Here is a 13,861-nt window from a genome sequence, read left to right on the forward strand (position 1 = left end):
GACTTCTGGAATGCCGATCAAAGGCACGGGAATGCTGATGACGTCGATGGATATCGACGCCAGCCATGAGCAGGAATTCAACGCGTGGTACGACCGCGAGCATCTTGCCGAGCGCGTCGCCATCGAGGGCTTCAATGAGGCGAGGCGCTATGTGGCCGTGAACGCGAGGCCGAAGTATCTCGGCCTGTATTCGACCGCGACATTCGACGTGCTGGACAGTGATGCCTATCGCACGGCGCTGGCCAACCAGACCAAGTGGTCGCTGACCAATATCGGCCGTTTCCAGAACATGCTGCGCTCGGTGGCCCGGATCACCGTCAGTCGCGGTCAGGGCCGCGGCGCGGCGCTCGGGCTGGTGCGCATCCGGCCACCCGTCGATGGCGCTGACAAACTGCGCAGCGCCATCGAAGCGCAGCTCGATCCCGGCGATATCAACGGCATCATCTCGATGCATCTGATGGAGAGCGATCCCCGGCTGTCGAAGCCGCTCACCAACGATCCCGCCGCACCCAATCCCGCCGCCCGCGACTGGTATGTGATGATCGACGGCACGGATGTCGACGCCGTCGCTGCGACCATGAAGGGCCGCTTCACCGCGGCCATTGCAGCGGCAAAGGCAGAGCTGATTTCCGAGGGGACCTACCGGCTGATGTGGGATCTCGCGAAGAGCGATCTTTGAATTCACGGTCGACGCGATGCTACCTAACCTCTCCCCGCAAGTGCGGGGCGAGGGAGTGCATCGACCGCGCCCAGCGTCGATTGAACGCATCCCGCTTCTGACGCGACCAAGGTGAACTGGCCCGCAACGGGCCGCCTCACCTTGCGAGACGTCGATGACCATCCGTGTGTTGTCCCTTCTGGTTCTCACCTCCGCCCTGACCATCGGCGGCCCGCTGGCGCGCGCCGAGGACGAGCCGGCCAAGGTCGATGCGGTGAAGGCAGCCGAATTCAACAAGCGCATGTTTGCCGGCCCGCTTGGTCCGAAGCTGACCTATGCGTGCTTCGTCCGGCGCTATGACGCCGAGCATCTGGCACGGCATCCCAAACAGAAGGTCAGCACCATGAAGCTGCTGGTCGTCGCCGGGCATCCGCCCGAACAAAGCTACACGCCCTACTCGTTCCGGCTCGGCTTCAAATATCGCCATCGCAAAGGCGACTGGGATTCCAGCGGTTCTTGCGGCCAGATCCAGGATACCGACAAGGGCCAGGAAGTGAAGTTCGCATGCAGCGTCGATTGCGACGGCGGCGGCATTGCGATCGGCCTGGCCAAAGACATCGACGCAACGCTGGTCCGTGTCGAGCGCGTCCGCATCTGGCAGAACAGTAAGCCCGATGAAGAACCCGGCACCGACGCGCTCACCGGCGGCGAAGACGACAAGATTTTCCGGCTCGATCGCACAAACCTGAAGGAATGTGAATCGTTGATCACGGATCGCAAGGAACTCGCGGCGATGCGCAGCAAGTGAACGTGATTGACGCCCAATCGGAGCGAGCCATGAATCGACGCAGCCTATTGTGGACCGCTCTGTCGTCGATCGGCGCGGGACTGGTCGCCTCGCAGGCCAGCGCGGCAGCGACTGACGCAAAGCCACCTGCCAAGCTCAAGGTAGTCTATCACCTCGCCGATGCCGACCGGGTGAATTTCGCGCTCGGCAATATCCAGAATCATTTCGACGGTGTCGGCGGCCCCGACAACGTTACCATCGCACTGGTCGTGCTCGGTCCGGCGCTGAAGTCATTTGCCCGGGCTTCCACCAATCCCGACATTACCGCGCGGGTTAGCAAATTCACCAAGGCCGGCCTGCAACTGGCCGCCTGCGGCAACACCATGAAGGCGCAGGATGTGACGCTGGACGGCCTGCTGCCGGGCTTCACCATCGCCGACCGCGGAGGTGTGGTCCGGATCGCGGAGCTGCAGTCGCAGGGCTATCTGTACATCCGGCCCTGACTCCCAGCTCTTCGCCGTCATTGCGAGGAGCCATTGCGACGAAGCAATCCAGTCTTTCTTCGCTTGTGCCCCTCTGGATTGCCGCGTCGCTTCGCTCCTCGCAATGACGTGAGGGCTGGAGGCGCTCCCCAACCCACAAAACCGACGCACAAAATTTGCACAATTGTCATGCCACCGGGCCAATCTGGCGAACACGGAATTGCGATCCGGCTCCCGCGACCAGAATGGAACCGTTCGGCTTGCCATGCGTATGGGTTTGGGGCGATCATTGGAACCGGGCCGCGGAACGTTTCGCGCGGCGATCGGCCTTTTGATAATTGTAAGCAGAACAAGGCATCATGAATCCCGTCAAAGCACTCGAATCTCACGGTCAGGCCGTCTGGCTGGACTTCCTCGCCCGCGGCTTCGTCGCCAAAGGCGACCTCAAGAAGCTGATCGACACTGACGCCGTGAAGGGCGTGACGTCGAACCCGGCGATCTTCGAGAAGGCGATCGGAAGTTCGGACGAATATGATGCCCCGATTGCCGAGGCGTTGAAGTCCGGCGACAAGTCGCCTGCCGACCTGTTCGAGCACATTGCCGTCGAGGACATCCAGCACGCCGCCGATGTGCTGAAGCCGGTCTATGACAGGATGAAGGGCGATGATGGTTTCGTCAGCCTGGAAGTCTCGCCCTATCTCGCCAATGACACCAAGGGCACAGTCACTGAGGCGGAGCGCCTGTGGGCGAGCGTCAAGCGCCCGAACCTGATGGTGAAGGTGCCGGCGACGCCGGAAGGCCTGCCCGCCATCGAACAATTGATCGGCGAAGGCATCAGCATCAATGTGACGCTGCTGTTCGCGCAGAAGACCTATGTGGAGGTCGCCGAGGCCTATCTCAACGGCTTGGAAAAATATGTTGCCGGGGGCGGCGATCCCTCGCATGTGGCCAGCGTCGCCTCTTTCTTCGTCAGCCGCATCGATGCGCAGGTCGATAAGCAGCTCGACGACAAGATCGCCAAGGCCAATGATCCCTCCGAGAAGGCGCGGCTCAAGGACCTCAAGGGCAAGGTCGCCATCGCCAATGCCAAACTCGCCTATCAGGAATATCTGGAACTGTTCGCCGGCCCGCGCTGGGAGAAGCTGAAGGCCAAAGGCGCAAAACCGCAGCGGCTGCTCTGGGCTTCCACCGGCGTGAAGAGCAAGGACTATCGCGACACGCTCTATGTGGAAGAGCTGATCGGCAAGAACACCGTCAACACCGTGCCGCCCGCCACGCTGGACGCGTTCCGCGACCACGGCGAGGTGCGCGACAGCCTCGAAGAGAATGTCGAGGATGCCAAGAAGGTGCTGGCCGACCTCGCCAAGACCGGCATCTCGCTCGACGCGATCACCACCCATCTTGTCGAGGACGGCGTCAAGCTGTTCGCCGATGCGGCCGACAAGCTGTACGGCGCAGTGGCGCACAAGCGCGCAACATCGCTGGGTGGTGGCATCGGCGCGCAGAAGCTGGCGCTGGGCGACGGCGTCACGAAGAAGGTCGCAACCTCGACCGAAGACTGGCGCGCGTCCGCAAAGATCCGCCGACTCTGGCACAAGGACAAATCGGTCTGGACCGGCGCGGACGAAGACAAGTGGCTGGGCTGGCTGAACAGCGCCTTCGCCGAGAAGGCCAAGCTCACCGACTACAACGACTTCGCCAAATGGGTGAAGGCGCAGGGATTCACCGATGCGGTGGTGCTCGGCATGGGCGGATCGAGCCTCGGGCCGGAAGTGCTGGCGCAGACCTTTGCCAAGGTGGCGGGCTTCCCGAAACTGCATGTGCTGGATTCCACCGATCCCGCGCAGGTGCGTGCCATGGGCGCTGCGGTGAAGATCGCCTCGACGCTGTTCATCGTCTCCAGCAAGTCCGGCGGCACCACCGAGCCGAACGTGATGAAGAACTACTTCTTCGACGAGGTGACCAAGGCGGTCGGCGCCGACAAGGCCGGCGGCCATTTCGTCGCCGTGACCGATCCCGGCTCGTCTTTGGAGAAGGTCGCGAAGACCCAAAAGTTTGCGCGCATCTTCCATGGCGATCCCACCATCGGCGGGCGCTACTCCGTGCTGTCGCCCTTCGGCTTGGTGCCGGCGGCTGCAGCGGGCGTCGATCTCACCAAGCTGCTCGATCTCACGCTGTCGATGGTCCGCTCCTGCGGACCGGACGTACCGCCCGCTGAAAATCCCGGCGTCCAGCTCGGACTCGCGATGGGCAATGCCGGCCTCGATGGCCGCGACAAGGTGACGATCCTGTCCTCAAAGAAGATCGCCGATTTCGGCGCATGGGCCGAACAACTCATCGCCGAATCCACCGGCAAGGACGGCAAGGGCCTGATCCCCATCGACGGCGAAACGCTGGGCGAGCCCTCCGTCTATGGCACCGATCGTTTCTTCATCGACCTGCGCACATCGGGCGAAGACGACAAGGCGCATGACGACAGACTGGCCGCGCTGGAGAAGGCGGGCCATCCCGTCGCGCGCATCGTGATGCCGTCGATCGATCATCTCGGCCAGGAATTTTTCCGCTTCGAGATCGCGACGGCCGTCGCGGGATCCATACTCGGCATCAATCCGTTCAACCAGCCGGATGTCGAGGCCGCCAAGATCAAGACGCGCGAGCTGACCGAATCCTTCGAGAAGACCGGTTCGCTGCCGCCTGAGACGCCGGTGGTGTCATCAAAGGACGCCGATCTCTACACCGACGACAGCAATGCCGAACTGCTGAAGAAGGCCGGCGCCGATGGCGATCTGACCTCGTGGCTGAAGGCGCATTTCCGGCGCGTCACGCCCGGCGATTACGTGGCCCTGCTGGCCTATGTCGAACGCGATAGCGCGCATATCGACACGCTGCAGCACATGCGGATGGCGGTGCGTGACAAGAAGAAGGTCGCGACCTGCGCCGAATTCGGCCCGCGCTTCCTGCATTCGACGGGCCAGGCCTACAAAGGCGGACCCGATACCGGTGTCTTCCTGCAGATCACGGCTGACGATGCCAAGGATCTCGCTATCCCCGATTACCGGGCGTCGTTCGGTGTCATCAAGGCGGCACAGGCGCGTGGTGACTTTGGCGTGCTGACGGATCGCAACCGCCGCGCCCTGCGCATCCATCTCAAGGGCGATCTCAAGGCCGGACTTGCTGTTCTCGACAAGGCGATTACTGCCGCATTGAACTAAACGACGATCCGCATGGCCCGGACATTGCTTCGGGTCATGCGCAATCAATAAAGGACATCACACAATGCAGCTCGGCATGATCGGTCTCGGCCGAATGGGCGGAAATATTGTCCGCCGCCTGATGAAGAACGGTCACACCGCCGTCGTCTATGACAAGGACGCCAAGGCCGTCAGCGGCCTTGCCTCCGAAGGTGCCATCGGCGGATCGTCGCTCGAAGATTTCGTCAAGAAGCTCGACAAGCCGCGCGCCGTCTGGGTCATGTTGCCAGCCGGCAAGATCACCGAAACCACCATCGATGCGCTGACCAGGCTGCTGGAGCCCGGCGACACCGTCATCGACGGCGGCAACACGTTCTGGCAGGACGACGTCCGCCGCGGCAAGGCGCTGAAGGAGAAGGGCCTGTATTACATCGACGTCGGCACATCGGGCGGCGTCTGGGGCATTGATCGCGGCTACTGCATGATGATCGGCGGGGAAAAGAGCGTCGTCGATCGGCTCGATCCGATCTTCAAGACACTGGCCCCGGGGATCGGCGACATTCCGCGTACGCCGGGCCGCGACAACAGCGATCCGCGCATCGAGAACGGCTATATCCATGCCGGCCCGGTCGGCGCCGGGCACTTCGTCAAGATGGTCCATAACGGCATCGAATACGGACTGATGCAGGCCTATGCCGAGGGCTTCGACATCATGAAGAACGCCAATATCGAGGCGCTGCCGGAGGCGCATCGCTTCGATTTGAATTTGCCTGACATCGCCGAAGTCTGGCGCCGTGGCAGCGTGATCCCGTCATGGCTGCTCGACCTCACCTCCTCCGCGCTCGCCAAGAATGAGACGCTGGATACCTATTCGGGCTTCGTCGAGGATTCCGGCGAAGGCCGCTGGACAGTGAATGCCGCCATCGACGAGGCTGTCCCCGCCGAGGTTCTGACGGCGGCCTTGTTTGCGCGGTTTCGCTCGCGCAAGGAACACACATTTGCAGAGAAGATTCTATCCGCGATGCGCGCCGGTTTCGGCGGCCACAAAGAGCCCGATCAGCATCCGGATCCAAAACGGCAGGACGCGCCTGATATCATCAAACCAAAGGCGTAGCCCGCATGACCGAGATACAAGCTCCAGGCCCTGCCAAATCCAAGAAGAAGCCAGACCCTTGCGCATTCGTGATCTTCGGCGTCACCGGCGATCTCGCCCACCGGCTGGTCATCGCGGCGCTGTATAACCTGCAGGCGTCCGATCTTCTGCCGGAGAAATTCTGCGTCGTCGGCATCGCCCGCAAGGACATGACCGGCGCGGAACTCCGCGACGACCTGATGAAGGGCCTGAAGCAATATGCGACGCGCCCGGTCGACGACGCCATCGCACAGAAGCTGCTCAATTGTGTCACCTGCATCGAGGCCGATCCGGGCGAGCCGGAGTCCTTCGATCGCATGCGCGAACAGCTCGACAAACTCGAGGAAGCGCGCGGCACCGGCGGCAATCGCCTGTTCTATCTGGCAACGCCGCCTTCGGCCTTCGCGCCGATCGCGCGTCAGCTCGGCCGCACCGGCATGCTGAAGGAAAACGGCTCGTGGCGCCGCCTCGTGGTCGAGAAGCCGTTCGGCACCGACCTTGAATCCGCGAAGAAGCTGAATAATGAACTGCTCGGCCTGATGAACGAGCAGCAGATCTACCGGATCGATCACTATCTCGGCAAGGAGACGGTGCAGAACATCCTGGTGCTGCGCTTTGCCAATGGCATGTTCGAGCCGATCTGGAATCGCAACCATATCGACCACGTGCAGATTACCGTGGATGAGAAACTCGGCGTCGGCCATCGCGGCTCGTTCTACGATGCGACCGGCGCGCTGCGCGACATGGTGCCGAACCATCTGTTTCAATTGCTATCGCTAGTCGCGATGGAGCCGCCCGCGCGTTTCGAGGCCAATGCGGTGCGCTCCGAGAAAGCTGAAGTGCTCGCCGCCGTCACCACGCAGACCGAAGCCGAAGCACTGCAGAATTCGGTTCGCGCGCAATATGTCGCCGGCCATGTGGGCGATACCGACATTGGTGATTATCTGAAGACCAAGGACGTCAAGGAAGGCAGTACCACTGAGACCTATGCAGCGATGAAGCTGTCGATCGACAACTGGCGCTGGGCCGGCGTTCCCTTTTATCTGCGCACCGGCAAGGCACTTGGTATCAAACGCACCGAAGTGGCGATCAAGTTCAAGCAAGCGCCCTTCGCCATGTTCCGTGACATGTCGGTGGAAAGCCTCGCGGAGAACTTTCTCGTTATCGCGGTGGAGCCAAATGAAGGCATCTCGCTGAAGTTCAACACCAAGGTGCCCGGCCCTGCCGTGGAGATCGACGGCGTCGAGATGAAGTTCCGCTATAAGGACTACTTCCAGGCCGCGCCGGCGACGGGCTATGAGACGCTGATCTATGACTGCATGATCGGCGACAACATCCTGTTCCAGCGCGCCGACAGCGTGGAAGCCGGCTGGCGTGCCGTGCAGCCGTTCCTCGATGCATGGAAGAAGGCCGGCAAGGATGGGCTGAAGACCTACAACGCCGGCAGCGAAGGTCCCGAAGAAGCGAACGACCTGCTCAAGCGCGACGGTCGTAGCTGGCGCGTGCTGAGCTGACACGATGACAGCGCCCAATCGCCATATCGTCGTGGTCGAGGATGCGGTGGCTCTCGCCGAGGCCGCAGCCGACCGGCTGATCGAGCGCATCGAGGCCAATCCCGGTCGCATCGCCATCTGCATGACTGGCGGATCGAGCCCGAAGCGGCTCTATGAATTACTCGCCACCGAACCCTATCGCAGCGAAATCCCCTGGGATCGCGTACACTGGTTCATCGGCGACGACCGCTTCGTTTCTTCAAGCGATCCGCTCAACAACATGAGTATGGCGCGAACTGCGTTCCTGGATGCATGCGCGCCGCTTGCGAATGTGCACCCAATCAAGACCGATGCGGCGAATCCGGACGACGCGGCGGCGCTCTATGCGCGCGAACTGCAGTCGTTCTACGGTGCAGACACTTTCGACAAGGCAAAGCCGTTGTTCGATCTGGTGTTGCTCGGCGTCGGCCCCGATGGCCACGTGGCATCGTTGTTCCCCAGCTATCCAGCCATCGAGATCAAGGACCGCTGGGTTGTCGGCGTGCCCGAAGCCCATGTGAAGCCTTTCGTGCCGCGCGTCAGCCTGACGCTGCCGGCACTCGCCTCATGCCGCGAGATGCTGTTCCTGATGAGCGGCGAGGACAAGCGCGCGATCCTGACCCGGGTGCTGAAGGGCGAGGATCTGCCAGCCAATCGCGCGCGGTCGGACGGCGAAACCGTGTGGCTGTGCGACAAGGCCGCCCTGCCGGACGACGCGCGTGGCTGACACCGCGCCCAAGACTCTGGCACCCAAGATCCTGGCACCCAAGGCTCTGGTGGTGATGGGCGTCTCCAGCTCAGGCAAGAGCACGATCGCGAAGACGCTTGCTGAACGCCTCGGCTGGCGCTTCGCCGATGGCGACGATTTTCACCCGAAGGCAAATATCGAGAAGCAGCGCGCGGGCCAGCCACTCACCGACGACGATCGCTGGCCCTGGCTGCAGGCCATTGCCGACGAGATCGACCGCGTCACCGCCGATGGCCAAAAGCTTGTCGTCGCCTGTTCTGCGCTCAAGCGCGCCTATCGCGATCTGCTATTGCACGGCCGCGACGACATTCGCATCGTCTATCTCGACGGCTCCAAGGAGCTAATCGCCAAGCGCATGGCGGCGCGGAAGAATCATTTCATGCCGCCGACGCTGCTCGACAGTCAGTTCAAGACGCTCGAAATCCCCGGCCCAGACGAACGCCCAATGACAGTATCCATCGACGACGATGTCGACGGCATCGTCTCCGCCATCATCAAACAACTGCCGGCCTGAAAGATCAAACCATGACCAAAATCGCTCTCGTGGTGTCCGATGTCGACGGTACGCTCGTCACCCACGACAAACGCCTCACCGACACGGCCAAGGCGGCCGTGAAGAAACTGGAAGACGCCGGCATCGGCTTCACGATCACGTCGAGCCGCCCGCCCGTCGGCATGCGCTTCCTGGTCAAGCCACTGGGGATCACGCTGCCGATCGGCCCGTTCAATGGCAGCTCCATGGTGGACGGCGACCTCAAGCCGATCGTGCAGCACCTGATCCCGGAAGCTGCGACCAAGCGCGCCATTGAAGTGCTGGAAGACCACGGCGTCGATATCTGGATTTTCACCAATGATGAATGGGTGATCAAGCGCGACGACGGCAAATATGTGCCGCATGAGCGCGACACCATCCAGCATGAGGCCGTGATGGTGGATGACTTCTCGCCCTATCTTGCCAAGGCCTGCAAGATCGTCGGCGCCAGCGCGGACTTTCCGTTGCTTGAGCGCTGTGAGGGCGCGATGCAGAAGGCGCTGGGCGATACAGCTGTCGCCGTGCGCTCGCAGAACTACTATCTCGACATCACGCCGCCCAACCAGAACAAAGGCACCTTTGTGCAGGCTATGGCGCAGCGCCTCGGCATCTCCCTTGAGGCCATCGCCACCATCGGCGACATGCGCAACGACCTGCCGATGTTCAAGGTGTCAGGCATGTCGATCGCCATGGGCAATGCGAGCGACGATGTGAAGTCGCAGGCGACGGATGTGACGACGTCGAATGAGGAGGAAGGCTTTGCGGGCGCGGTGGAGATGATTTTGAAAAGGAATGCCATGTGACGTAGCCCCCTCCCCCTTGCGGGGAGGGTTAAGAGAAGAGCTACTTCGCCCGCTCCACCTTCTTCTCCTGCGGACGCTTGGCGCTCGCCAGATTATGCGCCACGGCGATCAGCGCGATATGGGTCAACGCCTGCGGGAAGTTGCCGGTCTGGCGTTTGACGCCGCTGTCATATTCTTCCGCCAGCAGCCCGACATCATTGGCGATCGCGACGACGCGATTGAAGAGTTCTTCCGCCTTGGCGATCTCACCCATCTTGATATAGGCCTCGGCCAGCCACAGGCTGCAGGCGAGGAACGCACCCTCGGCGGGCTGCACCTCGCCAGTGACCTCGCGCGGATCGTGGCGCAGCACGAAGCCGTCGCGTATCAGATATTTCTCGACCGCTGCGATCGTGCCCTTCACGCGAGGATCGTCGGCCGGAAGAAAACCCAGAGCCGGCAGCAGCAGAATGGCGCCGTCGAGCACGTCCGAGCCATAGGATTCCACGAAGGTGTTTTCGCGAGGATCGAACCCTTTCTCGCAAACGTCGCGATGAATCTCCTTGCGCAGCGCCTTCCACGTGTCGACAGGGCCTTTGAGATTGAAGCTCTCGGCGCTCTTGATGGCGCGGTCGAACGCAACCCAGCAGCCGACTTTCGACAGCACATAGTGCTTGCCGGGGCCGCGGCGCTCCCAGATGCCGTGATCGGGCTTGTTCCAGACAGAAGCGAGATGTTCGAGGATCTCGCATTCCACCGCCCAGGTGCCATCCTCGAGATCGAGTTTGGCAACGCGGGTCTGGTGGAAGGCATCAATCAACTCGCCATAGACGTCGAGCTGCAGCTGCGCATGCGCAGCATTGCCCACGCGCACCGGCAGCGCGCCGCCATAGCCGGGCAGCCAGTCGGCCTCCCATTCGAGCAGGCGGCGCTGGCCCATGATGCCATACATGATCTGCATCTCGGCCGGTGCGCCGGCGACGGCGCGCAGCAGCCAGCGATACCAGGCGCGCGCCTCATCCGTGTAGCCGCTGTTCATCAGCACCAGCAGCGTGAAGGTCGCGTCGCGCAGCCAGCAGAAGCGATAGTCCCAGTTTCTGGAGCCGCCGAGCTTTTCGGGCAGCGACGTGGTCGGCGCCGCGACGATGCCGCCTGACGGCGCATAGATCAGCGCCTTCAGCGTAATCAGCGAGCGCATCACGAGATCGCGGTGCTCGCCTTTATAGGTGCAGCGGCTGCTCCATTCCTTCCAGAATTCCTCCGTGTCCTTCAGCGCCTCGTCGACATTGATCGGCGCTGGCACTTTGAGATGCGAAGGCCCATAGGTCAGCACGAACGGGACGCTGTCGCCCTGTTTGACTTCGAATTTCGCGACGGTCGTGAGGTTCTCGCCATGGGTCTCGACGGGCGTGTGCAGCACGGTCATGTCGGGCCCGCAAATCGCCAGCACTCCGCCGTCCTTGTCGCGCTTCACCCAGGGGATGGCCGCGCCGAATCCGAAGCGGATGATCAGCTCCATCCGGACCGTCACCGTGCCGCGATCGCCGCGGACGATGCGCACCACATCAGAGGCGGCGCCGCGCGGCGGCATGAAGTCGATCAGCGTGATGGCGCCGTCGTCCGTCTCCAGCGTGGTTTCCAGAATGAGGGAGTCGCCGCGATAGCGCCGTTTGCATGCCGTGATCGGAGCATCGGGCGTGATTTGCCAGCGGCCATGATCCTTGGTGCCGAGCAGCGCGGTAAAGCATGCGTCAGAATCGAAGGCCGGCCAGCACAGCCAGTCGATCGATCCGTTGCGGTTGACGAGAGCGGCGGTCTCACAATCGCCGATCAGCGCGTAATCTTCGATATTGCTGTACAAAGTCTTTCCGCCACCTGACAAAATTTACGTCAATGCGGACAAACTCCTGTCCGCGGTTGCAATGTGCAGCGCGTCACGATCGATCGACGTGGCCATCGTCTCCACCGTGGCCGGCAGCCGCTGCCGCCAGTTCGGATGTTCATTGATGGTGCCGGGAATATTCGGCTGATCGATCACACCCAACAGGTCTTCCAACGCGACGGCCAGCAAACGGGTCCGCGTGCGCGCGAGAAAGTGAGCGACGGCGTAGAAGTCTTCGGTATTGATGCCCTGGGCTCGCAGCGCCTCGCTGAGCATCTGCAGCGCGTAACGGCGGGCATCGTCGCTCTCGCCGGGATCGATGCCCAGCGAGCGCTTCAGCTGCAGATCGTGCAGGCTGCGCCAGCCGGCATAGGTCGGCAGATCATGGGTATTGAAGGTCACCAGCGCATTCGGTGCGTAATAGTCGATACCGCGGAAGGCATAGCGTTCATCACGCTCGAACATCATCACCAGATACGACCAGATGCCCCAGGATGCGAGATGATCGCGGAAGCCGTCCGGCACGGTACCGAGGTCCTCACCGATCACCACACAGCGATTGGCGACGCTCTCCTGCGCCGTCACCGCCAGAAGTGCTTCCAGCGGCATCTTCACATAGGCGCCGTTATCGGCGTCATAGCCATGCGGCACGACGTAGAGGCGATTGAGGCCGAGCACGTGATCGAGCCTGACGGCGCCGGCATAGCGCATCGAGGCGCGCAACATGTCCTTGAACGGCGCGAAGCCCTGCACTTCCAGCCCTGCGGCATTGAAGCCGGCGAGACCCCAGTTCTGCCCGGCGGGCTGCAGCGCATCGGGCGGCGCACCGACGGAGAGATGACGCGAGATCGCGATCTGCTCGTTCCAGGCATCGAAGCCGCCGGACTGCACGCCGACGGCGACGTCGAGATAGAGGCCGACGGGCATGCCGAGCTTCGTCGTCAGATCGAAACACGCCTTGAGCTGCAGATCGGCATTCCACTGCACATACTCGATGTAAGCCACTTCCTTGCCGTCAGGCCCGGCGCGGAAGGCGTCGCAGGTCGCATCATCGGGCAGCAGCCATTCCGACGGCCAGTCCCACCACGCGGTCTGCTGCTGATGCCGCAGCACCTCGAAACAGGCGAAGCGCGTCAGCAGCGGCGCGCGCTCGGCGCGGAATGCGGCAAAGGCCTTCTGACGCTCGGATGTCGGATCGGCATAAAATGTCTCAAAGGCGGCACGCATCGCTGTCGACTTGACCGCGGCGATATCGACATAATCGACGAACTTGCTGGCGCGCATCTCAGCCAGCGTGTCGCCGCTATCGTTCGCCGCATATTCGGGCAGCGCCTCGACGTCGATATAGAGCGGATTGAGAAACAGCCGGCTGTTCGGCGAATACGGGCTGCATTCGGCCGGCCTGTCGTCGAACAGCGCATGCAGCGGGTTGAGACCGACACCGCCGGCGCCGATATCGGCGGCCAGTCTGATCAGGTCCTGCAGATCGGTGAAGTCGCCGATGCCCCAGTTGCGCTCGGAGCGCACGCCGTAGAGCTGTACGGCGAGAATCCAGGACCGATCGAAGGTGCCGGAAAATGCCTTGGACGGCGCGACGATGAACGGCGCCTCATCGGGGAATTTCTTGGCGTCGACCAGCCTGAGCCGATGCACGCCGACCGGCAGATCGCGCGGCCAGGTGATCTCGCGCCCCTCCGTCGTTCCCTCGGCGATAACCTTAACCCCGTCGAGAATTTTCCAGGTCAGGGGAAACGTGGCAGCCTCATTGAGGACCGTGCGGGCACCCTCGCCGGCCCGGACCACGACCGGACTCGCCACGAAGCGATGCGGCGTGCGCACCGGCATGGCGTCCAGAATGAGCTTCAGGGCAGCTTCGCCCGTGGTGTGCCACTGGCCCTGACCGTCGTGAAAACCGGTCTGGATTCCGAGTTCGGCAGCTTTGGTGAAAAGGTCCATTCGGCACGCTGTTTGCAGAGCAACAATCGAAAGTTGCTGGGAAATCTCTGAATTTGCGGAAGAGGATAGCCGGTTTCAACGCGTCGATCTAAGCTGAGTTCCATGGGGAACCAAACCCCTGTCACGGGGCTTTGTATATGATCGCACCGTCTCTTTTTGAATAATCGAACAGGGACGAC

General features: G+C 62.2%; 11 protein-coding genes. 9 read left to right on the forward strand and 2 right to left on the reverse strand.

Annotated features, from left to right (window positions below; all coding sequences use genetic code 11):
• Positions 1–10: 10 nt before the first annotated feature.
• From CHC01_RS27020 to CHC01_RS27060, 9 genes are all read left to right on the forward strand, one after another.
• The gene (locus CHC01_RS27020; protein ID WP_089267442.1) at positions 11–679 is read left to right on the forward strand and encodes a DUF4286 family protein; all 669 of its coding nucleotides are present in this window, start codon (positions 11–13) and stop codon (positions 677–679) included.
• Between the two features lie 154 nt (positions 680–833).
• Positions 834–1,466: a hypothetical protein gene (locus CHC01_RS27025; protein ID WP_089267443.1), complete on the forward strand. Its 633-nt coding sequence runs from the start codon at positions 834–836 to the stop codon at positions 1,464–1,466.
• Positions 1,467–1,495: 29 nt separating this feature from the next.
• Complete coding sequence (locus tag CHC01_RS27030; protein ID WP_089267444.1) at positions 1,496–1,948, forward strand: DsrE family protein; 453 nt, start codon at positions 1,496–1,498, stop codon at positions 1,946–1,948.
• A 338-nt stretch (positions 1,949–2,286) separates the two neighbouring features.
• Positions 2,287–5,139: a bifunctional transaldolase/phosoglucose isomerase gene (locus tag CHC01_RS27035; protein ID WP_089267445.1), complete on the forward strand. Its 2,853-nt coding sequence runs from the start codon at positions 2,287–2,289 to the stop codon at positions 5,137–5,139.
• Positions 5,140–5,203: 64 nt separating this feature from the next.
• The gene (gene gnd / locus CHC01_RS27040) at positions 5,204–6,232 is read left to right on the forward strand and encodes a phosphogluconate dehydrogenase (NAD(+)-dependent, decarboxylating) (protein ID WP_089267446.1); all 1,029 of its coding nucleotides are present in this window, start codon (positions 5,204–5,206) and stop codon (positions 6,230–6,232) included.
• Positions 6,233–6,237: 5 nt separating this feature from the next.
• On the forward strand, positions 6,238–7,764 hold the full coding sequence (zwf, locus tag CHC01_RS27045) for a glucose-6-phosphate dehydrogenase (RefSeq protein ID WP_089267447.1): 1,527 nt from the start codon (positions 6,238–6,240) through the stop codon (positions 7,762–7,764).
• Between the two features lie 4 nt (positions 7,765–7,768).
• Complete coding sequence (pgl, locus tag CHC01_RS27050) at positions 7,769–8,509, forward strand: 6-phosphogluconolactonase (RefSeq protein ID WP_089267448.1); 741 nt, start codon at positions 7,769–7,771, stop codon at positions 8,507–8,509.
• Between the two features lie 55 nt (positions 8,510–8,564).
• Positions 8,565–9,044 (forward strand): gluconokinase, encoded by a 480-nt coding sequence (locus CHC01_RS27055; RefSeq protein ID WP_089267449.1) that lies wholly within the window; start codon positions 8,565–8,567, stop codon positions 9,042–9,044.
• An 11-nt stretch (positions 9,045–9,055) separates the two neighbouring features.
• Positions 9,056–9,865 carry an HAD family hydrolase gene (locus tag CHC01_RS27060; protein WP_089267450.1) on the forward strand — a complete coding sequence of 270 codons (810 nt, stop codon included), beginning with the start codon at positions 9,056–9,058 and terminating at the stop codon, positions 9,863–9,865.
• Positions 9,866–9,905: 40 nt separating this feature from the next.
• Here CHC01_RS27060 and CHC01_RS27065 read toward each other — a convergent pair whose 3' ends face one another.
• The gene (locus tag CHC01_RS27065) at positions 9,906–11,705 is read right to left on the reverse strand and encodes a glycoside hydrolase family 15 protein (protein ID WP_089267451.1); all 1,800 of its coding nucleotides are present in this window, start codon (positions 11,703–11,705) and stop codon (positions 9,906–9,908) included.
• 24 nt (positions 11,706–11,729) lie between these two features.
• A complete protein-coding gene (gene malQ / locus CHC01_RS27070; protein ID WP_089267452.1) occupies positions 11,730–13,682 on the reverse strand; it encodes a 4-alpha-glucanotransferase in 1,953 nt (650 codons plus the stop codon).
• Between the last annotated feature and the right edge of the window lie 179 nt (positions 13,683–13,861).

Source organism: Tardiphaga sp. OK246 (assembly GCF_900188215.1).
GTDB classification, from domain to species: domain Bacteria; phylum Pseudomonadota; class Alphaproteobacteria; order Rhizobiales; family Xanthobacteraceae; genus Tardiphaga; species Tardiphaga robiniae.

What these genes read in the sequence shown, in the direction of transcription:
- CHC01_RS27035 (WP_089267445.1), top strand. Translation starts at nt 2,287, where the DNA reads ATGAATCCCGTCAAAGCACTCGAATCTCACGGTCAGGCCGTCTGGCTG.
- pgl (WP_089267448.1), top strand. Translation starts at nt 7,769, where the DNA reads ATGACAGCGCCCAATCGCCATATCGTCGTGGTCGAGGATGCGGTGGCT.
- zwf (WP_089267447.1), top strand. Translation starts at nt 6,238, where the DNA reads ATGACCGAGATACAAGCTCCAGGCCCTGCCAAATCCAAGAAGAAGCCA.
- CHC01_RS27055 (WP_089267449.1), top strand. Translation starts at nt 8,565, where the DNA reads ATGGGCGTCTCCAGCTCAGGCAAGAGCACGATCGCGAAGACGCTTGCT.
- gnd (WP_089267446.1), top strand. Translation starts at nt 5,204, where the DNA reads ATGCAGCTCGGCATGATCGGTCTCGGCCGAATGGGCGGAAATATTGTC.
- CHC01_RS27030 (WP_089267444.1), top strand. Translation starts at nt 1,496, where the DNA reads ATGAATCGACGCAGCCTATTGTGGACCGCTCTGTCGTCGATCGGCGCG.
- malQ (WP_089267452.1), bottom strand. Translation starts at nt 13,682, where the DNA reads ATGGACCTTTTCACCAAAGCTGCCGAACTCGGAATCCAGACCGGTTTT.
- CHC01_RS27025 (WP_089267443.1), top strand. Translation starts at nt 834, where the DNA reads ATGACCATCCGTGTGTTGTCCCTTCTGGTTCTCACCTCCGCCCTGACC.
- CHC01_RS27060 (WP_089267450.1), top strand. Translation starts at nt 9,056, where the DNA reads ATGACCAAAATCGCTCTCGTGGTGTCCGATGTCGACGGTACGCTCGTC.
- CHC01_RS27020 (WP_089267442.1), top strand. Translation starts at nt 11, where the DNA reads ATGCCGATCAAAGGCACGGGAATGCTGATGACGTCGATGGATATCGAC.